The organism is Oceanirhabdus seepicola, assembly GCF_023684385.1.
In the GTDB taxonomy this organism is placed as follows: Bacteria; Bacillota; Clostridia; order Clostridiales; family Clostridiaceae; genus Oceanirhabdus; species Oceanirhabdus seepicola.
Window position 1 is genome coordinate 891,146 of record NZ_JAGSOJ010000001.1, and the last position, 23,463, is coordinate 914,608.

Sequence of the window (23,463 nt, forward strand, 5' to 3'; positions counted from 1 at the left end):
CGCTAATAGTTGGTGTTAGATTTGTTACGTCTTTTCCGTTATCTACTTCTATTTCTACTGTATGATTTCCATTTTTTATATCAGCTGCCCCTGTCTGTTCTGCCAATGTAAAGCCTATTATTTCTTTCTCACTGCTCTGTGTCCACTTCGCATATAAAGTCTCATTTTCACTCCCCATTTTAAATGTTGACCCTACTGCATAATCTATACCTCTACCATCTGCTTTTGTGTTCCACCCTACAAAGGTATAACCTGCTCTTGTCAAGTTTCCACCGTTGCCTAAAACACTTGCTGATGAACCTTTAATATAATTGTTACTATCTGATGGCACTGTTCCTGCATCACTACCATTTCCAGCATAGGTTACAGCAGATACAAAGATTCCAGATTTCAGATACAAAGCGGGGCGCACACCAAGAGAATAAGTGATGTAGCCGTAGTGGTAGAGGTCGCCGTAAGTGCCGACATACCACACAAGGTCAGAGACGCCAGAATTCGGAGTCATTAACCACCAACTGTAATTCCAGTCTATTGGTTCAAGAACTCCACCTTTAGGATTAAAATATTTACTATAATTTATATATTCACTATATGAAATCAGTCCTACTTTATCTCTAACTCTTTCACTGACTTCTACAGAGTAATACCAATCATAATCATACTTATGAATCTTAACAATTTTCTCTGGACCACAATTCCATATAACTTCCGTAATTAAATCTTTATTTTCTTCTTTCAGGCTGTTTAAAAAGTCTCCATTTAGATAAGCTCTAATAGTACTACTGGCATAATCATTATTATCTGTTGAATTCCTTTGTCTATCCCCATCATTAGATGCAAGTATTATATACCCCACATCAGGATCTAGGATAATCCATTCCTTATCTGCGAATATGATTTTATCTCCTGGGTTCATACTTTCTAGCGGTGTATTTGATGCTACGTATGCTTTTGTTGTGCTTCCTAAACCCATGTTGGTTAATATAAGAAGTATTACTAATATGATGCTTAGTTTCTTTTTCATACCTACCAATCCTTTCTAAGGGTCGGCTTAAAAATTACTTCCCCTTTTGTTTCAAAAATGTGTGTGATTCTTACACTTTTTGAAACAATCATATAGATGCTACCGCGAAATTTTATTTCTGCATGTTCCAAAATCTCAATGGTTCTATGAGTTATGGACATGCGCAAATAAATTATTGAGCTGAGATATCTATAATAGTGGAAGTTATTTTTCAACGATCCCTAAATTTATATTTCTTGAACGTTATGTCCATTTTCACAGTGAATTTCTGGCAGCTTACCTTCCGTGGCAATGCAATAGGTCAAACTTTTCGGTGCATCCTCTGTTAAATCGGGTAATCTAAATTGAAAGTTATCTCCTTTTCCAAATTTTGTACCAAGTAGCATATAAAGCTTAGGATATTTATTAATATATAAAGCTTGCCCCATACACTTATGAAAGCCTACCGGTACATCATCGTAGGGAAAAAGTTTGATTTCCCCTAACATTTGATTCATATAATCTCTACCTCCTTATATATATGGACTAAAAACATGATTATTTGTAATTCCATTATACAGATTCTGTAAAATTTTACATCTGCCAAAAGTTATATTTTTCATAAAAAATTAAAAACCTGCTAATTTTAGCAGGTTTTTAGACTATTTTTATGAGATTAAGTTCTTTTGCTTTTACAACTGCCTTTATACGACTATCCACTTCCAATTTACTATATATATTACTTAAGTGACTTTTAACAGTTCCTATAGAAATATATAGCTGTTTGCTTATGGAGGAGTTTGACATTCCCTCTGCAACTTTCTGTAATACTTCCACCTCTCTATCAGTCAAAGGCGATTCAGCTCTTTGAGGATTAAATAATCTGTGAAGGTTCACATCCTTTATAGTCGATCTCTTTGATATGAGTGAAGGAATTAAACTTCTAATAATTTGAGCAAAGTTTTCATTAAAACCACCCTCACAGATTTTTTCTAAATAAATGATACCTACAAAGACACCTAAATATTTTATTGGTATGCAGACAATAGATACTTCATCTTTATCCACTATATATGGGTCATTTGCAAATATTCCCCCATTGGAGTTTTTATTTAAAATAACTTCTTCTCCTGTTCTTGCAACATATCGAAGCACTTTACGAGGTAAATTACCTACATATTTTATGTTTATTAATTCTTTATAGTAAGTAACCTTCTCATTTTTTTTCTTTTCATATTGTAAATGTATTTCATCAGCTTTCTCAAATAAAACAGCACCATAATCAGCATAATTATTCCTAGTAAGAAAATCAAGCATATATATAAACCCTTCTTCTTCTTCCATGTTTTCAATTACATTCAAATGATATAATATGCTTTTATTTATTTCTTCATTTGCCTCTATCTTTTCTGTTTTTTTCATATGTAGCTGTTTTTCTTCTGTATGTAATTTAGTCTCCTTTTCTAATCCAAATTCCTTTTTAATTAAATTCACAATGTAGATTGCTCCCCATTTTTTAAATAAGCTTACAGCCTCTTTAGCATAAAATTTTGAGAGTTTTATATTATAATCATAGTACTTTGCTGCCAAAAGATTACCTATTGCTTCTAATTGTAATTGACCCCTGTTTTCTGCAAAACTAATTGCTTCATTATATAGTTTTTCTAAAGATTTCTCTTTTTCAAAGAGTTTTACGTATTCAGCCTTAGCAAGTAAATATCTTGCATAATGGTTTTCCTTATATATATTAATCCAATATTTTAACTCTTTCATATTTTTTTTTATTAATCTCTTGTTTTTCCTCTTTTCAGAGTTTTGTAGAGCTTTCTGCCTATCAAGTCTTGTGAGTATACTATAAAAGAGTAAGTCTGTATACATGATGTGACCTTTTAACAAACCTATGCTTGGTGTGATATTTTCTACTAATTCATAGGCTTTTTCTTTTTCTCCTTCTAGGTAAAATCTTTGGAGCATGAAGGCATAATATGACAGGCTTTTGTTATTACTTAATGTTTTTACCTCCTCTTCGTTTTTATAATCTTCCTTTGTAAGTATCCCTTCTTCAAGATAATGCACATGTGGGTTAAAAAGCTTGTCTATAAATGTTGCGATGTCCTCTCCAATCCTCTGTAATTTTTTTGCTTGGAGGTTAGTATAGTTGGTTATTTCCTTTAAGGGTATCCCCATGATGTATTTTGCATAAATGATGGAGACAATGGCGTAACCACTATATATGTATTCACCTATCTTTGTACCTTCTTCAATGGAACTTTCCAAATATTCCATGGATTTTTCCATGGGGTTTGACCAATGATCTATAAAGGTTCCTATAAATGAATATTCAATTGATTTGCTGGATAGATTATCTGTCTCTTTTAGTAAATCTATTGTAATGTCTTTTAGTTTTTTACCTTTTTCATGGTCTTTCCATATATTATACATAATGTAGCTATAGGCAGTATATCCAATAGGTGAATAAGGAGAATTTCCATGTTTTGCAGAAAGGATACCTATTTTCATAAGAGTCAGCCCAAATATCTTATCATTGATAATATTAGCAGCAGGAATCATTTTCATTAAGGTTTCTAAGATAATCATTAGCCTTTCATCTTTAATCATAGGTGCATTTTTAATCTTCTCTATCTTTTTATTGGAGAATAACAGTTTTCCTTTTATAAGATCAATCACAAGGTGTTTTGTATTGAATTTGAAGTTTAATTGATTTAATACTTCAATACCTAATTCTATTACCTTTTCAGAATCACCGGTATAAGAATAAAGGTTCATATATTTTCGTTTTATGGTTATCAAATTTTCTGGTGTATTGTATTTGGTAATGAGTACTTCAAATCTTTCCTTTGCTTCTTGGTATCTTTCGCAGATATATTCACATTCTCCTAATTCTATGTTAATTTTCATTTCTAAGTCATATTTATCTTTAGAGTCTGTATATGGAATCAAACCCACACAGCACTGAAATATTTTTAGGGCTTGTTCTATTGCCGCAGATTGTTTTGCTTCCATACCAGCATTGTAAAGTTCAAAAATCCACCTCTCTGTATTTTCTTGTGTCATCATATGATAGTCGCAGCGTAACAATTGTGATGCTATGAAAAGGCTATTGTTTTCTATAAATGTTTTATCTGCGTTATCTGTGAGGTTTTTAGCAATCTTATAATGAATCTTTGCTCTTTTTTCAGAATCAATTTTTTTATACACCAGTTCTAATATAATATCGTGCACAAAACCATAGCTTAAGGTTTCATCGGCTTGATAATCTTCTACTGTTTTTACAAGAAAAGCAGCTTCACACAATCTATTCAACTGATTACTTAGTAATGCATCTTCTATATTTATTATTTTTTTTAATAGCTTGTACTCTACTTTACCATCAAGACATGATATAAGTTCAAGCAGTGATTTATCCTCATCACTTAGCTTATTTATTTTGTTTATTATAATCTGCTCTATATCAGTGGATAAACTTAAATTATTAATACCGTCAATTTTAACTACCCATAGTTTTCTTTGCGCTGAGTATACAAGAATATCTTCTTTCATAAAGATATGAAGAATTTCCTTTATGTAAAAAGGATTCCCAAGTGTTAGACCGTATATAATTCTTGCTAAATAATCAATATTTTCAGTATTTACTCCAAAGATTAATTGTATATATCCTTTTATATCAAAATCCGTTAGTTCATGTAGTTGTATAGGAATATAATCATTTTTAATTTGTGATATTTTAGTGAGGTTTTCCACTTTTTTAATACTTTTTTCTTCATTATCCCGATATGCAACTATGAACAGTAAATTTAACAGTTCATTATCCTTGCAGATACGCTCTATTACTTCTAGAGAGGGTGTATCCGCCCATTGTAAATCATCTATAAACATAATCAGTGGGAATAGCGCTTCTGAAACCGTTGATAAAAACTGAAATAGAGCTTTTCTGACTCTGTATTTTAGTTTTTCATAATTATCTATATTAATGATTTTATGATATCCTAGAAGTTTTCTTGCATATGGACTTATAGATGTTATTATTTCTACGTCCGAACCCAAGACTTTTTCTAAAACATTTTTTATGTTCTCTAATTGTTCATAGGGCAGGGTTAAAAGATGCTTTACCATTTGCTCTATAACTTCTGAAATGGCAATGAATGGTTTATTATCATGCTGCCTGAATTTGCCGTATACATAGGTTACATTACTGCTTGCCAGCTCCGTTACAACATGCTCTACTAAAAAAGTCTTCCCAATACCTGGTAAACCCATAATGACAGATACCCCATTCCTCCCTTCCAGAACGCGGTCAAAATGCTTTTTAATAGATTCTATTTCATTGTTTCTAGCTATTATAGTTTTATTAATTTTCTCTTCAATAAGATATTTTGCATTCATTTTATTCCCCCTTGTAAGCAAAACGTCTGAAATAGTCTTCTAGTATTATTTCATTTCTCCGATACTTCTTGAGCAGTAATGCAATCTATATTAGCACCCCATAATTCATTATATTAATTCCATATATCAAATAGTATCAATACTATTTCATCTATATGATATATGTTTTTGTCAACATATATAACAGCTAAGTTTTTATAGTAATAATTTCATTTTTGGGAATAAATAAAGCAAAACGAGTACAATATTTCATCCAATATCGTACTCGTCTTATTATTCTTGAAATTACTAATATTAATTTAAGTATTATCGTATATTTATTTTAACATATCTCCACTTTGATTCATGTACATTAGAACGATAAGGATAATACATCTCTACTTCATTTTCACTTAACCAATTTATTTTATAATGACTGTCTTGAAATGGCATGGATGCATCTCCAGTACCTATGTCTTCATCAGAAATCTTCTTCTTAAAAATCAACAGTTTTCTCTCATATATTGTTGTATAGGTTGCTGCTGCTAGCATTTGTTTCTCTGATATTACTAATGTATTTGTTTTTTGTGGTGATTGTATATATGTATTAGCTGACTCAGCAGTAAATATATATATGAAAAAATTAATAAACAATAAAATTATCATAATAATATACAATAACACGTTCAATATACTAGATTTAGGTTTAATATGCAACTTAAGAAATATCAGAATTAATGCATTAATTAAAAATACTATCGATGCAGTGATTAAATAATAATTATGTGCTGTTTCCAAATAAAACACCGTAACTCTACTAATTATTAAAATTATTAAAATTAAAGAATACCCTTTTTTAGCTTTCATTTAGCTTAATCCCCTCCATTATCTTTTTGAGCTTATCAATATTATTTAAGAGTATTTTCCTATTCTACTATTATATCAATTATATCAATGTTTTCTTTATCTACCCTCATGAGCATATCATTTACATTTTTTATATCTACCTTTGTACCAATAATATTGATGCAACTATTTTTTTCAAGTTTTTTATCCTGGTGCACCTCATCTTTGTTTATTTTTTACATATTTATCTTATAATAGAATGATATTTTAAAAGTAAAGAAATGGTTACAATACAATCACCCAAGGAGTCATAGGATATAATTGGAAATCCCCACCTTCTCATTAAAATAAGGTCATAATAAAAATTGCCCCCCGGAGGAAGGCAACTAATCAAATTATTTTCTTGTTATATAACAATTCTAGTTTCGCTTATTCCATTAATATGTTAGTCGATGTTCGCCACTGTATATATTCATTCTATTCCCACGGGCGAAACCAATTAAAGTTACATTAACAATCTTAGCCATTTTTACTGCAAATTCAGTAGGGGCTGAATGTGATACTAATAGAGGTATTTTTGCTTTTGCGGTTTTTATTAAAATATCTGATGAAACTCTGCCTGTAGTTAACAATATTTTGTCATGTAAATCAATATTATTAAGAAGGGATTTACCAATTAATTTATCAAGTGCATTATGTCTTCCTATATCTTCAGAAGAAATTAGTAAGCCATCACATCCACAAATACAGCAGCCGTGTACTCCTCCTGTTTCTTTAAATAAATTTGAAGCAGTATTAAATTCTTTCATATACATTAAAATATCTTTAATTTTATAATTGCATGTGTTTTCGATGATATCAACATTCTTATTAACCAAAATATTAACGTGAATACTTCCTCTTCCACATCCTGATGTAAGAGCTCTTTTATTTTCAAATATTACACGTTTATTATCACGCAAACCTACAAATATCATACCTTCACTTTTCTTTTCAATATTTTCAACTTCTTTAATTGAAGATATTAATCCCTCAGAAAAAAGAAATCCTAACACTAACTCTTTTTCTTCATAAGGAGTACACATAAGTGTAACATAATATTTGTTGTTAATATAAATATCTAAAGCTTCTTCAACAATAATCTTATCTGTAATATTCTCTGTGATTCCATTTGAATATTTTGTTATGTCAATCTCTTTAACAATGTCCATAAGATTTTTTCCCCTTATAATTAATGGTATTCAATATGCTTAAGTCTTCTATATAATTCAAATTGATAAAAATATTTAAATCCTTACTGTATTTTCTTATAATACGTTCTTCTATATAATGCATATTACCATTTTCAATAATTTTAGAAATTTTTAATTTATTTTGATCAAGAGCTTCTTTAAAATGAGGAAGCATGTTTTTAGAATAAAAACTATGCATAGGTTCAATCCATTTACCATTTTTTGAAATAACTCCCTCTATATTATTATTGTTTTTTATTATGGTCATCATATACTTTATATATTCAATACTTATAACTGGCATATCACAAGCTAATACAAAGACATATTCCGATGAAGCATATTTAAGTCCAGTATATATTCCTTCTGCAGAACCACAATTTTTCTTTGAATCTTCTATGATGGTATACTTTGAATTCCGAAATTTCTCCTTTTTATCTGTAACTAATATAATTTCATCAAATATTTCTTCTAAAGATTCCGCTGTAATATCTAATAATAATGTATCATTTATTTTTATTTTGCTTTTATCAAATCCCATTCGACTGCTCTTGCCGCCACATAAAATCACTGCACTTCCCAGTTTATTCAAAAGATTACCGCCTTTCAAAAGCAAAGATCAAAGCTATTTATTTTTTGTCTGAATTGTTATAGAGATTCCAGTTCAATAATTAATTTATACAAGTCCATAACTCATTGATACGCTGAGATTTTGGAACATGTATAAATTAAATTTCACTATGGATTCTCTATAGTTGATGCATGCTTGAAAATTACCCAATATGTAAATGCTACAAAAATACCACCACCAATAATATTTCCTAATGTAACAGGTAGTATATTTCCCCATGCACCTGCCCAATTAAGATTTGCAAGTTTTTCAGATGATAACTTAGATGCTTGTACAAAAACTTCATTTGATTTTGCAAATATACCCATTGAGAAGTAGTACATATTTGCCACACTATGCTCAAATCCTGAAATTACGAAAGCCATAATTGGGAAGAAGCTTATAGCTACTTTACCTGCTACATCTTTAGCCGCAGCATTAGCCCAAACAGCAAGACATACAACAATATTACATAAAATACCACTTGATATACAGTTGCTAACTGAAAGTCCAGCTTTGTAAGAAGCGATTTTTATTGTAGTTGCTCCAACAGCTCCTACGCCCATTCCTAGCAAACCAGATTGTGAGATTAAAAACGCTATTATTATAGAACCTATTAAATTACCAATGTAAACAAGAATCCAATTTTTCATTAATTGTCCAAGAGTGATTTTTTTATCAACCAATGAAGCAACCATTAAACTATTACCAGTAAATAATTCAGCGCCACATATTACAACTAGCATAAGTCCTACTGGAAATACCACCGCTGTTACTACTTTAGCTACTCCAACGTTACTAATACTGTGTGATGCTACAGTTGATGCAAATCCTCCAAATGCTATAAATGCACCTGCCATAATACCTAATAAAATCATTTGTAGAGTTGATAGCTTTACTTTGCTGATGCCTGCATTAATTACCGCATCGGTAATTTCCTTTGGTGATAACATTCTTTTTTCCATTAGAAAAATTTCCTCCTTAGATTTAAATATAATTTATTAAATTAATAGATAAATAGCTTCACAATAAATTGTGTAAATAAATATGTTATTCTGAAAATTTTAACTATAGAGAATCCATAGTTAAACTTTATTATACATGCTCAAAATCGCAGTACACCTTGAACCTAGTATAAATTTAGTCTTAACTTGGAATCTCTATATAAAAAATAGCTTTCTTCTAAGAACATATATATGTACCTATCCACAATGGATTGTTAATAATCAAGTATATATCTATAAATTATGATACTTATAATACTTAATAATAAATCAAGAATCTGATAATTTTTGACACAGATATAACTCTGTGATAAAATTATCAAATTTTTCACTAAAAAAGCGATTTTAATCAAAAAAAGTACGTAAATTACATAGTAATGTTGAAATATTTAGTTACTAATTTCACATTCAAAATGCAGGTTCCGAACTTAGTCCCGTCATTTTAATATTGTAAAGTGTTTTCTAACTTTTATAAACAGAGGAATATGGTTAAATTTTGCCAACGAACCAAATTAACACCTATTTTCTTTAGCATACAATGTTTTACTTAGAATTAATAAGTAAATCATGGAATCCTATTTACATTTTGGATAAATACACATATTATTATGTCAAATGGAATTTTATTATATATTTCGAATTTTGTACATATATATCGAATTTCTTATATATATTAGAAATTTTATTATATTTCTTCACTAAAGAAAATTAGGAGGCATAATGTAATGAAACGAATTTTAACCACTTGTGGGTATTGTGGGTGTGGCTGTAATTTTTACGTTAATGTTAAAGATGACCAAGTTATTGGAGTTTCACCAAAACCAAATCATCCAGTAAGTAAAGGGCAATTGTGTGTAAAAGGGTGGCAGGGACATAGTTTTGTTAATCATCCAGATAGATTGACAAGCCCTTTAATAAAACAAAGTGATGGAACATTTAAAGAAAGTACTTGGGAAGAAGCTTTATCATATATAGCTAAGTCTTTTAAAAAAATAATATCTAAAAAAGGTTCTGATGCAATAAGTGTCTTTTCTTCAGCAAGATGTACTAATGAGGAAAATTACCTTTTGGTTAAATTTGCAAGATCTATATTAAAAACTAGTAATATAGATCATTGTGCGCGTTTGTGACATAGTCCTACAGTAGCTGGTCTAGCTGCTATGTTTGGTAGTGGAGCAATGACAAATTCTATTAATGAAATTTCAAAAGCTGATGTTATATTTATTATAGGTTCCAATACATCACAACAGCATCCAATTATCGGTAATAGAGTAGTTGAAGCTGTAGAAAAAAATGGTGCCAAGTTAATAATTGCAGATCCTAGAAGTATACCTTTAACAAGTATTGCATCTGTTCATGCTAAGTTAAACCCAGGATCAAATACTGCCTTTATAAATGCTATGATGAATGTTATCATTTCTGAAGGTTTAGAAAATAAAGAATTCATAAAAAATAGAACAGAAGATTATGAAGAATTTAAAGTATCTGTAGAAAAGTATACTCCAGAAAAAGTATCAAAAATAACTGGTGTAGATGCAGATGATATAAGAGAAATGGCAAGAGCTTATGCTAATGCTAAAAATGCCACAGTTTTATACGCTATGGGCATAACTCAACATACAACTGGAACTAAAAACGTTAGAGCTTTGGCTAATCTTGCTATGTTATGTGGTCAGATAGGTAAAGAAAGTTCTGGAATTAATCCTTTAAGAGGACAAAACAATGTACAAGGTGCTTGTGATATGGCTGCACTTCCTAATTGTTTACCAGGATATCAATCTTTAACAGAGGAAAAAGTTATAGAAAAATTTGAAACAAAATGGGGAAAAGATTTTGGAAATAAAGTAGGTTTAACTCTTACGGAAATGATGGACAAAGCTGCTCATGGAGAAATGAAAGGTTTATACATCGTTGGAGAAAATCCTATGATTTCTGATCCAGACCTTAATCACATAAAAAAAGCACTTGAAAGTCTTGATTTTCTTGTAGTTCAGGATATATTTTTATCAGAAACTGCAAAATTTGCGGATGTTGTTCTTCCTGCATCAAGTTACTTGGAAAAGGATGGAACATTTACAAATACAGAAAGAAGAGTTCAAAGAGTAAGACAAGCTATTCAGCCTGTAGGAAATAGTAAGCCTGACTGGATTATACTAAAAGAGCTTATAAAAGCTTTTGGTTATGAAGCAGATTATTCTTCCCCTGCTGATATATTTGAAGAAATAAGTTCACTTGTACCTAGCTATGGCGGTATTACATATGATAGGCTTGAAAAAGGCGGCTTACAATGGCCTTGTCCTGATATAAACCATCCAGGAACTAAGTATCTTCATAAAGGTGAATTTTCAAGGGGATTAGGAAAATTTATAATTAATGATTATGAAGAACCATTTGATGTTGCTAGTGAAGAATATCCATTTATTTTAACTACAGGACGTTTAGCTCAGCATTATCATACTGGTACAATGACAAGAAGATCTTGGGCATTAGATAGAGAAATACCTTATGGGAAACTTGATATTAACCCTAAAGATGCCGAAAAATTAGGTATAAGAAATAATGCTAAGTTAAAAATAAGCTCTCCAAAGGGCGAAATACTATGCAAAGCTAATATTTGTGATTCAGTAAATCCTGGTGTTGTATTTATGCCATTCCATTTTAGCGAATCACCAGTAAATACATTAATTAATTCTAAGAATTTAGATGCTATTACTAAAATACCAGATTACAAAGTTTGTGCTGTTAGCCTTGAGGAGGTAAAATAATGATTAAACTAAAGAAAAGCAATCTACAGGATTTACTAAAAAAATGGGCGGCACATTTTAAAGTTTTAGCTCCTTCAATAGAAAATGATGAAATTATGATGATGCCATATGATGAAAACACATTTACTATGGATTATTTAAATTCCCCAGTTTCAATTAAAGAATTCTTTTATGAACAAAGAGAAGTACTATTCAAATGGGAGCAAAATGAAAATCAACTTAAAACTTTTGATCCAGATTATAGCAAATTAGATAACAAACTTCTTTTTGGAGTTAGAGCTTGTGATGCATATGGTATAGCTTATATGGATAGATTTTTTACAAAGGAATTTGTAGATAATAATTATGTACAAAGAAGAGCAAAAACATTTGTTGTAGCTGTTAATTGTACTGAGCCAGGAGAAAATTGCTTTTGTTCTTCCATGGGGGCAGGACCTTTTGCAGAAAAAGGTTATGATATTGCTCTTACTCCCCTTAAAGATGAATACATTGTTGAAGTTGGAACAGAAAAAGGAGAAAAATTAATTTCATTAGGAAAAGAATTCTTAACAGAAGTTAATTCTTCAATATCAGAAGATAAAAAAGGTCTTCTTAAAGATGTAGAAGGTAAATTTGTTAAAGATTTTAATATTTCAAATATGCTAGAATTGTTGGATGAAAATTTTGATAATCCTATTTGGGAACAGCTTGCTAAAGGATGTATCAACTGTACAGGCTGTACTACAGTGTGTCCTACTTGTACTTGTTTTAATGTAGTTGAAGAAAATGATAAGTGCAGTGGTTCCTGTGATAGCTGCAGTACACATTCTAGTGGTACTCGTGTGAGATTTTGGGACTCATGTCAAAGTGAATCTTTTACTAGAAATGCAGGGGAACATAATCCTAGAAATAATGCTTCAAGAATTAAATATAGAATTTACGATAAGTTAAAATATATAGAGCAGAAGTTTGGTATGAAAGGCTGTACTGGATGTGGAAGATGCATTCAAACATGCCCTGCTTGCATTGATTTTGTTAACGTAATAAACAAGTTCGCTGATGAGTATGTTTTAAATGAGAAAGAAACATCTCTTGGAGAATGTGCAGCCACTGATTTAAAGGATAAGAATCATAATTGTACATGCGGAGAGAATATCAATGAATTTGAGAATATGATAATAGAGAAACAAAATATTCCTGAAAACATATATATGCCTCAGGTTGCTGTGATAAAGGAAGTTATCGAGGAAACATGGAACATAAAGCGTTTCGTGGTTGAGTATGAAGATAAGTCTCTACATGAAAAATTTAAATTCCATGGTCAATTCTTTGAGATAACAGTATTTGGTGTTGGAGAAATTGCAATATCTATACCTTTTTCAGATTCTCAGAAAACTCATTTCGATTTCTGTATTAAGAAAGCCGGAAAAGTTACATCTGCAATCCATGAAATGAAGGCAGGAGACAAAATAGGATTAAGAGGTCCTTTCGGAGAAGGCTTCCCTTTTGAAAAAGCAAAAGGTAGAGATGTTCTTGTAATAGGAAGTGGTGTTGGGGTAGCTCCAGTAAGAACGCTTTTAGCAAGAGCACTTGAACATAAAGAAGAGTGTGGAAGAATAGTTATGATAGCAAGCGCTGGTTCTTATGATGGACTTGTATATAAAGACGATCTAAAAGAATGGGGTAAAATGGATGGTGTTGACGTTCTTTACGCCCTTGCAAGACCAACAGATGAGGTTGATGCCCACGTTGGATACATTAATGATCTATTTGCAGACCTAGGTCTTGATTGGAAGAATACTACTGCAATCGTATGTGCTTCACCTAGACGTATTAAGCTTGTAGCTAAAGATTTAATGGACCTTGGAATGAATGGAAATGATATATTAACTTCTTTAGAAACTCATATGAGATGCGGTGTAGGTAAGTGTGGTCACTGTAAAGTAGGAGAAAAGTACATGTGTATAGATGGACCAGTATTTAGTTATGAAGACATGATTAAATTACCACCAGAATTTTAATAATACAAGAATAAAACTCACTTCACATTAAATGACTGCAGTTAGATTTGTGTAAACACAAATCTACTGCAGTCTCTTTTTGTATGATTAGAGGCGCTTCTTTTCTATTTATTTTCTAATAATATTTTAGGCTTACTTTTTATTCCTTTTATTCCTAGATTGCCATAGATTTCACTAACTGTTCCCGCTGTAATAAATGCATCAATCTGTTCTTTTTTAATAAATTCCATAAGATAAGAAAATTCACTTCGTGTCATTAAACTTTCAATTTCAAATTTGTCCTCAGATTCTAATCCACCTTTAACTGGATATAAGGTTGCACCACGGTGCATATCTTCTATTATAAATTTACGAATCAACTGATAATCTTTTGAAATAACACAGACCCTTTTTCTAGAATTAAATCCTATCATAAAGTGTTCTAATATTAATCCATTAAGATAAGTTCCGATTAATCCTATGATTACTGTTCGCATATCATATACTAAAATTGCAGTACAACAAATAAGTGCTCCTGCAATAGTAACAGATGTTCCTAAATCAACATGAAAATATTTATTAACAATTTTTGCTATAATATCTAAGCCGCCAGTTGATGCATTGCGTCTAAATAAAATTGTTTGTGCAAAACTCAGAATCAACACAAAACACAAAAGATCTAGCCACTGATCCTGCATGAATGATTCTTTAATTGGATATAATTTTTCTAGTATAGCAAGCATAGGTGACAAAATTAACGCTGCATATACAGTTTTAACACCAAATTCTTTCCCAATAAGAAAATAAGATAAGATTAACAAAAATGCATTTATAATAAAAATTAATACTGGCAATGATATTGATGTAAGTAAATTAATTACTATTGATAAACCAGTAATTGAGCCAACAATTAATTTACTTGGAATCAAAAAGAAATGTACAGCTACTGCTCCAATAAACATAGCAAATGTTATTATTGGTAAATCCTTAATAAAAGACTTCATACTCTCACTCATTTTATCTCACCTCAAAATTAATACTAACCCTTTTTTATTTCACAAATAAATCCTAATAAAATTTTCATAACGTCCATATCTAAAAACACATTCCCCCCATTAGTAGCAATATATTTTTCAAAATTTTCACTTTTATCTATATTAAAATTTCTAATTCAATGAAATTGTTTCAATTAGAAATTCTAATATTTACATATAATTAGTTTGTTATAATATAAACAAACTAATCATTTACGCAACTAATTCTAACATAAATACCTGTATTTTTAAATATAAATTTTAACTTTTTAAAAAAAATATATACTTTTTAGAAAATATTGTAAAATCAATATAAACTTTTTACTTCTTCCCTTTATTACATGAATAATTATTCCATGAAAATCCTCTATCATACCACTACCAAGACCTTTAGGCTTATCACTTACTTCAATTATCAAAACATAAAGTTCCACTTAAAAAGTAAGTTTTTAGATATTTATTCATTTATAATAATTATAAGAATAATTATTTCAAAAATAAGAAGCTGAAATTCGCTTGTTAAAATTTTAATTATAACCAAGTAATTTTATTATATAGAAAGCTATCTAAACGCTTTATTAGCAGCACTTAGATAGCTTCTTAGTATATGGCTTGTACTCATCGCCAAAGCAATTCAATTTTTTAACGAGTAAGTTTTTTTAATTTTTTCACAGCTTACTCTTTGATGATTTTTACAATACCATTGTTGCCATCAACCTCAAGCATATCACCATCTTTTACAATATCCATTATTCCCATCATACCACTTACACAAGGAATACCATACTCTCTAGCTATTATTCCACCATGTTGAAGAGGTCCTCCTATTTCCATTATAACCCCAGCTGCATTTATGAATATTGGTGTCCATGATGGTTCTGTAGCTCTTGTTACTAATATTTCACCTGGATTTAATGGCTTTTCATAAGGGGTTTTAAGAACCTTAGCTCTACCTCTAGTTACACCAGGTGCTATAGCAGAACCTACTAAGTCTCCTTTTTCTGCATTAATTTTAGGTTTAAATATCTTTCCTCTACTATTTATTACAAGTGGCCAATTCTTAACATTTTGAACCTTTTTATATGGTTCTAAATTTTTATCTCTACTAGCTCTTAAATCTATATTTTCTCCCTTTTGAGCTGCTGTAATCTCTTTAATGTGAAGATCAAATATATGATATTTCTCATCAAGCTTATCTTCTTTAACAAGTCTTTCTCCGAATTCTAAAAGAATCTCATGAAGTTTTGAGAATATCATAACAATTACATACTTAGGATGTTCTCTATATCCAAAGGTAGCTTGATAAACCTCCGCCTGCCTTTTAAACTTCTTCTCAAATCCATTTTCTTTAGCTACCTTAAGAAGCTTATTATATGCTTCTAATCTCTTTTCTTTAACCTTTGTTATTTGACTATCATTAATGTTTATATTAACAAGCTTTTCATATAATAGAGAAGGGTCTTCATATACTCTTTTAGAAGCAACGTCTATCTCCATAAATCCTCTTGCACCAAACTTCCTTATATACTCATCATAAAGCTCCATAAATTCTTTTGAGTAAGACCTCTCTTGAACTTTCTGCAGGAATTCTTCTACAGATTTAGTATTTTGAAATTCATCAAATGAAGCAAGTTTAAATAACATATGTCCCATTTCACTGGTTGGATTACCATCTAAATCCATACCCAAAGCTACTACTTGATTATCTAACCCTTTTCCTTTAAACATCTTTTTAATTGATGAAAAAGCCCCCATACCAGCCATAATAATCCCAAAATTATTCATTATACTATAAACATCTTCCATTGTAGAATCAACCATCTTATGAAAATCCCTATCCATCTTTAACTCTCTAAGACGTGAAAATACTTCTTCTGCTAGGTTATTATAATCCTTGATAACGTCTTCATAGCTTGAAAACTTTGCCTTAGTTGCAGATGGCAATATTTTAAAAACCATTCCTATCATTGCTCTCTTAGAACCCTTCAAAGTTTCTGTTTTCTTGTCTAGTTTATATTCTAAAATATTTATATCCTTAAATATCTTATTTATATTCTCATCAGCTTCCTTTAAATACTTATTAGTTGCACCTTTACCCCAACTCTTTAACATAGCCGATATATTTATATATTGTCTACCATGTAACGCCGGCACTAACCCATCTATCTCCGGAGTTAGAAGACCATTCTTTATTACATATATCATTTTAGCCCAGAGTTCCATCCCTAAAACTGACATACTTTCTGAGAATCCTTGCGTCATTATCATCATGTCAGCATATATTTTTTTCTTTTCACCCTTTTTAGTCATAAGTTCAGGAAATAATGGAACATATGTTGTAATAGGTCTTGACTGTAACAGGTATAGTTTCTCTTGTTCAAAGGCCCATTCTGTATCCATAGGTTTACCATAATGGTCTTCACATTTCTTGATTAAAGCAGTTAATTCTAATATTTCTTTATTATTAAGAGCTTGCTCTTTAGGATTATCTATTTTTTTCTCAATAGTTCCCCCATCTTCTTTAAGCCATAGAGCATTTTCTTTTTCCCCTATTTTCTTTTCTATAATCTTATTATCTATAGTATCTACAACATAAGTGTCTGGTGTTACTATACCAGATACTATACTCTCTCCAAGTCCAAAGGATGCATTAATCATAACTTCATCGTAGCAATTATTACTAGGATTTAAAGAGAATCCTACTCCACTTACATCAGAAGCTATCTGTTTTTGAATTACAACAGCTATACAAGTGTTTTCTAAATTTATTCTATTTTGCTTTTTATACTCCATAACCCTAAAATCGAAACAAGATGAAAATGCAGCAGCCACTGATTTTTCTAACATTTTTGATGTTATACCTAAATATGTTTCATACATTCCTGCAAAGCTAGTTCCTTCTAAATCCTCTTCTGGTGAAGATGAACGAACAGCAAAAATCGTACCTTTTCTAAATTCCTTTAAAGCTTCCTTTATAGCCTTGTCCTGTTCCTCAGTAAAAGTTAAAGCTTCTGCTTTCTTTTTTACTAGATCACAGTCTTCCTTTTTAGTGTCTAATAATAATTTTCCCCATTCATCAGAACTTTTAATATCCTTAAGCCAAGGCTTAAAGAACTCTACCGCTAAAACAAATCCTTCTGGAACTGGAAAGCCTGCTTTTGATGTTTCTATTAGCGCCTTACCTTTACCCCCAACCTGTGATAATATAAAATTCTCTGCTGTGTCAAAATGATAAATCTTATTATTCACTTTAATCCCTCCTAATTTATCTATACTTTACATACTCTTTAACTTTCATTATGAAATACAAAACCAATACCTTATTCTTCTAAATATAGAGATTCCAACTCAAATATTAATTTATACAAGTCCATAACTCATTGAGAAGCTGAGATTTTGGCTAGAATTGTATAGCTTTTTCTAAGGTGTATGTATAAATTAATTTTCGTACTGGATTCTCTATAAATAAGATTACTTATAGAAATGTTTTCTGAAAAAACTTACATAAGAATCACATTCCTTTTCTATTTTACTTCTATCCATTTCTTTTCCAGTGTTTTTTCTTAATTCCCAATGCTCTCTTATAATTTCTGCTAAAGTAGCTATTATAATCTTTTTCATCTTTTCTATATCTACGTCTTCTTTAACACCACTAAAATCTAAATTATATGTGTATGCTTTTTCCATAATACCTGGGGATACTTCTTCCGTATATTTCTTTAGCTTATCCCTAGTAATTCTATGTTTATATTTTTCTAAAAATTCAATCATATAAGGATATACATTCATTAATTCACACTTTATAATCGCCGCTTGTCGCATACGATTAAAAAAATCTTTCTCCTCCCAGTCAAGCTTATTTCCTATATCATCTACCATAAATTTCGTGGAAAAACATATTAAAAACTCAAACAAATCCTCTTTATTCTCAAAATAATGGTATAGAAGCCCTCTTGAAACCTCTGCTTTTTTAACTATAACATTAGTTGATGCTTTCTCTAGTTCATTCTTAGCAAAAACCTCAAAAGATGCATTTACTATTCTTAAAACCTTCTCATTATTGGTGTCTATATGTTCATATTTTTCGTCCATTTCTACACTTCCTTATTTAAAAACTGACACCTTCTGTCTGTTTTTATTATATCCTTTACAGACAGAAGGTGTCAATATTTTTTTTGTGAAATCCAAAGCCATCCACCTCTTCATAAAATGTAAAAAGGGAAAATCCGCACCCTGTGGTATAAATTTTCCCTTTTAGACTAAGTTATCTTTATTTACTTTTTATATCTTTGTCTGTAAATCTTAATAATTCAATATTCTTTAAAATACATTTGCCATCACGTCCATTAATTGTGTCAGTTACAATTACTCCTTCTGAAGATTTCTCTACAGTATACTCTAGAGATGCTCCTCGGAATTGAACAATATCAATGCCACCCATTCCATTTACAATATTTTCACCACTGTTACCCATAAGAATATTATCCAGGTCATTACCATATAAATTGCTATTGTTACTTCCTGTCAACGTAACATTTTTCAAATACTGAGACTTAAATGTATATGGAGCTTTATTGTCAAAATACATTTTAAAATCGCCTGTAAAGCTAGGATCCACGCGAATCATCGTTGTTATATATGGAGGTAAAAATGAGTTAAGAGCCTTATATCCAAGAGTGTCCATATTAATAACATCTTCTCTTGATTTTGCAACATATCCTCCCCACATACCACCTTTTTTAGGGAAAGCATTCCATAAACCATAATAGCTATCAATTACTGAAACAATATATTCTTGTTCTAAACTTCCTTCTTTTTCCCACTCATCTATCGTTTTCCCAAATCCAAGTGCCCAAAGACCTTCCTCGCCCCTCTTTGATTTATCTGCTAGTAGAGCATTATCCATAGCTTTTTTTATACTTTGTGATGTTTCATTATCCGCTTGTGGCTTTTTAGTTGTACCAATTCCATAATCATGGACCAAATGGAATATCTCTTCAAAAGATGCATCTCTATGCTCATAATCATTTTCTATATACCATTTTGATCCTACATTAGCTACTTCAGAGTAGTTAAGGTTTTGTCCTAAAGACATTGCTAGCATAGATGTTTTACCATCACGATCAGCACCATTAGGCATTATAAGAATAGATTCATTATCTGCCATCTTATTAGCAATTTCCGTTTTATCCTTTGTATCAGTACTTTCAAGATAAAAACTTAATATACTATAAGCATATAATACTTGTTCATCATTAACTTCGTTTTGAGCTAATATTCGTATAGGTTTTCCATTTGGAGCAACATAATCTATATATTTAGTATAATATTTAGCTGCTTTTCCTCCAAGTTCGTCTGTACTCTTTACAATATCATACTCATCAACATAATCTATATAATTAGGATTCTTGATTTTCATTGAGGTTTTCCACTTTGGTACGTTTAACTTCTCTTCTGGTACTTTTTTATAAAATATTCCTAAAGTTTTTAATCCATATCCGATTGCAACTGCTATAGCTACACCTGTTATAGTAGCAATTAATTTTTTATTCATAATCCTCTCTCCTTAACACAATATTTAAAAATAAGTTTTCTTAATATATTGGTTTTGCTTGATTTACTTTAGAATATCATCTACATGTATCCATCTTGTGTCTTATAATAAAAATTTAATATATTGTATCATCAACACTGGTTATCAAGTCTAATTTTAAGAAAAATGATTTTGAATAACAAATATCTCTAGTGAACCCAGAGTAGAAGAAATTCCACCCTGGGTTCTTTTTTTGACCATCTTTTAAATCCTTACATCTCAATTTTCAATAAAATTCAAAATTGCATCAACGGATATGTTTTGCTGTTCTTCACGACTTATTGTAGCTGCAGGATCACCTTTTTGCTCACCATAATTTCCAAATTGCGCATGGTTACCGCCTTCAATTACAACAATATTTTCTGTGTAATCTATATGCTCTTCAAGATTTGAATTGAAAGTACCGTAAACAGTTAAAGCTTTTTCTGCAGGATAATCTCCATAAACATATGACCCTAACAAAATAAGCCCCTCTACTTTGTCCTTATTTTCGGATGCATAACTACTTGCCATAGCTCCACCCATAGAATGACCGCCTATATACCAATTCTTTATTTCAGGAAGTTTGTCAAACACATCATCTGCCGCATGCGAATCAAATATAGCCATATTAAAAGGCATTTCTACTAAGACACAAGTAATCCCTTTATCAGTTAACTTCTTCAATATAGGGAAATAAGCTATATGCTCAACCTTTGCTCCAGGGTAAAAAATCAAAGCTGTATCACCCGGTATAGCTGGAGACAATATAGTAAGGTTGTCTACTACTTCTATCTTTGAATTATCTTGCATAACTTCAATTGCTATGTCCTCAGCTCTGTAATAATCAGAAACATAGATAAAAAATCCTACAACTGAAATCAAAAGAATACAAACCAAAGATATTATCGCTATTTTTGTTTTTCTAAAACGTTTTTTATTTTTTACATCCATATATTCCACCTCCAAATGTTATTTATAAATTACATATAAGGTATATGTAGAGATAAGATTAGAGATTTATCTCTTAATACTTATCTTTTTTAGGTTTAGCAGCTTCAATCACCTTTTGATACGGTGCTATTATAAACTCATTCATTTGACCCTTCATTTTTTTCTGTACAGAAGGTAAATTCATCAAAAGCCCGATGATATACATCATTAAAATTCTACCTTTTTTCTTATGCGGAAAATCGTAAATACCATGTTTCTTATAGAATTTATGATCAGCCTTCATCATTCCACGCATTAAATAAATAAGATCTCTAAAAATCTTTGTACCCCCAACACCATAGAAGTTCTTTGGTCTTGTACACTTATTTCTCAGTGCATAACAAATACTCTGTGATAAATTTTGAATTGACTTAGAAGTATCTACTTCGTCTGTTGCAACACCAGCAAGATAAGTTCCACCCACCTCACAACGTGCTTCCACAATAGTTTGAAGATTATGCTCTGCCATATAATCCCCACTAATTAAATATCCTACAGTCATCCCCTCTGTTACAGCTCTATGTCCATTACAGAACTGACGGTCATCATAAAGTTTCAAGCTTGAATGTGTATAGTGATCACTTATTGTAAAGGCATAGATAATTGCATTTGCCTTTTGAATTTCATTTCTTAAAAAATCATCAAAACCATCCTTATACACACATTTTCCTGTAACTGAACAACGTAAGCAACCAAGACAGCCTCCATCAATACGGGTTTTTCTCAAATTTACTTCTCTAGCTTTATAAGGTAATGTTGACTTAAAATCTTCAATCATATTTCTTAAATTAGTATCATCCTCTGCACAGTTCGTTAAGATAACTACATCCAAACCACTCTCTTTAGAGGTATTTTCTAAAACTGGTTTATAAATTTCTCTTTTTTCTTTATAAACGCCTGGCGAAACACACACATAAATATCATTTTTTATGTCAAACAACAGCTGTTCAAAAAAACTCTCAGCTTCTATTTGACCTTTTTTTTCTTGTAAATCATCCATATCTGCAGACAAACCTCGAATATATTTAAGTCCTAAGTTGTGACAATTTTCTTCAATGAATTTATGAGCAGTCACATCATAAAAATGTTTTGATGTAGTAATTTGAGTTGTAAATTTTTCTTTTAAATCTACACCATTTTCTTTAATAAGTTCAATAAATCTATGCATCTGATAAGGAGCAATAAATGTATAAACAGGATAAGCAAATAAAATTATTTCTGCATCTTCTAAGGCTTTTTTTGCCTCACTAAAATCTTTTTCATATGCTTTTATTCTTTGTCCTACATGTAAAACTGTAAAATCATGCTCAGGGTAGACTTTTTCTAAATACAATACCGTTTGCAGGGTAATACTATTCTTACCTTTTGGACTTCCATTCAGAACTAATATTTTCATTATTCATTCTCCATCTTTCTTATTAGTTTTTTATACCATTCAATTTCAAACTCCGCTGAATCAATACCATATTCTAAAGTGTATCCTTGATATATAAAAACATCTTGTAAAAACTTATCTTCTGTGTCTAATATTTCTCCACTCTTCATATGTTCGAATTCTTCTTTTATAGAAATAAGAACAGCTTTTACTGTTTCTAATTGAGCTATATAGCCTAAGATAGATTTTCTACGTTCTTCCTTTGGTGCAATACCAAGAAAAAATAGTTTAGAAAGCTCCATATTTTTAACCTTTTTAGTTTGCATTGGTGTAACAATCCACTCTAAAAAGTTTGTTCTTCCTTTTTCTGTAATGGAATAAAGTTTTTTATTTTTACCCTTTTCTACATACTCCTCAAATTCTATACTATCTTGTAAACTCAGCTTTTTAAGTGCTGTCTGTACACTTCCAGCACTATTAGAACAAATTGTAGATAGATTCTTTTTTAAAAATTGTTGTATCTCATAGCCAGTCATTGGTTTTAAAATTAAAAGCCCTAAAATAATAAATTCCATACACTTCAACCTCTCTATTAAATATATATCTATTAGACATATATTATCGCAATTAGTTTAAGAAGTCAATTCTACACTTCTTCATATACTAC

General features: G+C 30.5%; 17 protein-coding genes. 2 read left to right on the forward strand and 15 right to left on the reverse strand.

Features of this window, described 5'->3' with window-relative positions; genetic code table 11:
- The 8 genes from KDK92_RS03860 to KDK92_RS03895 all read right to left on the reverse strand — a co-directional run.
- A partial coding sequence (locus KDK92_RS03860) for a DUF6273 domain-containing protein (protein ID WP_250857734.1) occupies window positions 1-1,024 on the reverse strand: 1,024 nt, incomplete at its 3' end.
- A 227-nt stretch (window positions 1,025-1,251) separates the two neighbouring features.
- The gene (locus KDK92_RS03865; protein WP_250857735.1) at window positions 1,252-1,521 is read right to left on the reverse strand and encodes a phage tail protein; all 270 of its coding nucleotides are present in this window, start codon (window positions 1,519-1,521) and stop codon (window positions 1,252-1,254) included.
- A gap of 139 nt (window positions 1,522-1,660) precedes the next feature.
- The gene (locus tag KDK92_RS03870) at window positions 1,661-5,407 is read right to left on the reverse strand and encodes an AAA family ATPase (RefSeq protein ID WP_250857736.1); all 3,747 of its coding nucleotides are present in this window, start codon (window positions 5,405-5,407) and stop codon (window positions 1,661-1,663) included.
- A gap of 306 nt (window positions 5,408-5,713) precedes the next feature.
- A complete protein-coding gene (locus KDK92_RS03875; RefSeq protein ID WP_250857737.1) occupies window positions 5,714-6,253 on the reverse strand; it encodes a hypothetical protein in 540 nt (179 codons plus the stop codon).
- A gap of 59 nt (window positions 6,254-6,312) precedes the next feature.
- Window positions 6,313-6,450: a hypothetical protein gene (locus KDK92_RS03880; RefSeq protein ID WP_250857738.1), complete on the reverse strand. Its 138-nt coding sequence runs from the start codon at window positions 6,448-6,450 to the stop codon at window positions 6,313-6,315.
- A gap of 219 nt (window positions 6,451-6,669) precedes the next feature.
- The gene (fdhD, locus tag KDK92_RS03885; protein WP_250857739.1) at window positions 6,670-7,443 is read right to left on the reverse strand and encodes a formate dehydrogenase accessory sulfurtransferase FdhD; all 774 of its coding nucleotides are present in this window, start codon (window positions 7,441-7,443) and stop codon (window positions 6,670-6,672) included.
- On the reverse strand, window positions 7,430-8,056 hold the full coding sequence (locus KDK92_RS03890) for a molybdenum cofactor guanylyltransferase (protein WP_250857740.1): 627 nt from the start codon (window positions 8,054-8,056) through the stop codon (window positions 7,430-7,432). The genes fdhD and KDK92_RS03890 overlap by 14 nt, the downstream gene beginning before the upstream one ends.
- A 146-nt stretch (window positions 8,057-8,202) precedes the next feature.
- Window positions 8,203-9,039 carry a formate/nitrite transporter family protein gene (locus tag KDK92_RS03895; RefSeq protein ID WP_250857741.1) on the reverse strand — a complete coding sequence of 279 codons (837 nt, stop codon included), beginning with the start codon at window positions 9,037-9,039 and terminating at the stop codon, window positions 8,203-8,205.
- A gap of 764 nt (window positions 9,040-9,803) precedes the next feature.
- Between KDK92_RS03895 and fdhF the strand changes: the two genes are divergently transcribed.
- Together fdhF and KDK92_RS03905 are read left to right on the forward strand one after the other, a co-directional pair.
- Window positions 9,804-11,843, forward strand: coding sequence for a formate dehydrogenase subunit alpha (gene fdhF, locus KDK92_RS03900; RefSeq protein WP_250858616.1), 2,040 nt, complete (start codon window positions 9,804-9,806; stop codon window positions 11,841-11,843).
- Entirely contained in the window at window positions 11,843-13,843 is a 2,001-nt protein-coding gene (locus KDK92_RS03905) for a 4Fe-4S dicluster domain-containing protein (protein ID WP_250857742.1), read from the forward strand. The genes fdhF and KDK92_RS03905 overlap by 1 nt, the downstream gene beginning before the upstream one ends.
- A gap of 104 nt (window positions 13,844-13,947) precedes the next feature.
- On the opposite strand, the gene KDK92_RS03910 is transcribed toward KDK92_RS03905, so the two are convergent.
- The 7 genes from KDK92_RS03910 to KDK92_RS03940 all read right to left on the reverse strand — a co-directional run bounded on the left by KDK92_RS03910 (window position 13,948) and on the right by KDK92_RS03940 (window position 23,371).
- On the reverse strand, window positions 13,948-14,838 hold the full coding sequence (locus KDK92_RS03910; RefSeq protein ID WP_250857743.1) for a YitT family protein: 891 nt from the start codon (window positions 14,836-14,838) through the stop codon (window positions 13,948-13,950).
- Window positions 14,839-15,531: 693 nt separating this feature from the next.
- Window positions 15,532-18,105, reverse strand: coding sequence for a PEP/pyruvate-binding domain-containing protein (locus KDK92_RS24770; protein ID WP_250857744.1), 2,574 nt, complete (start codon window positions 18,103-18,105; stop codon window positions 15,532-15,534).
- A gap of 222 nt (window positions 18,106-18,327) precedes the next feature.
- Window positions 18,328-18,948, reverse strand: a complete 621-nt coding sequence (locus KDK92_RS03920) for a TetR/AcrR family transcriptional regulator (RefSeq protein ID WP_250857745.1) — start codon at window positions 18,946-18,948, stop codon at window positions 18,328-18,330.
- 178 nt (window positions 18,949-19,126) lie between these two features.
- The gene (locus tag KDK92_RS03925; RefSeq protein ID WP_250857746.1) at window positions 19,127-20,410 is read right to left on the reverse strand and encodes a hypothetical protein; all 1,284 of its coding nucleotides are present in this window, start codon (window positions 20,408-20,410) and stop codon (window positions 19,127-19,129) included.
- 258 nt (window positions 20,411-20,668) lie between these two features.
- The gene (locus KDK92_RS03930) at window positions 20,669-21,382 is read right to left on the reverse strand and encodes an alpha/beta fold hydrolase (RefSeq protein WP_250857747.1); all 714 of its coding nucleotides are present in this window, start codon (window positions 21,380-21,382) and stop codon (window positions 20,669-20,671) included.
- Window positions 21,383-21,455: 73 nt separating this feature from the next.
- Window positions 21,456-22,817, reverse strand: a complete 1,362-nt coding sequence (locus KDK92_RS03935; protein ID WP_250857748.1) for an NAD(P)H-dependent oxidoreductase — start codon at window positions 22,815-22,817, stop codon at window positions 21,456-21,458.
- Window positions 22,817-23,371, reverse strand: coding sequence for a PadR family transcriptional regulator (locus KDK92_RS03940; RefSeq protein WP_250857749.1), 555 nt, complete (start codon window positions 23,369-23,371; stop codon window positions 22,817-22,819). Before KDK92_RS03940 ends, KDK92_RS03935 begins: the two co-directional genes overlap by 1 nt.
- Between the last annotated feature and the right edge of the window lie 92 nt (window positions 23,372-23,463).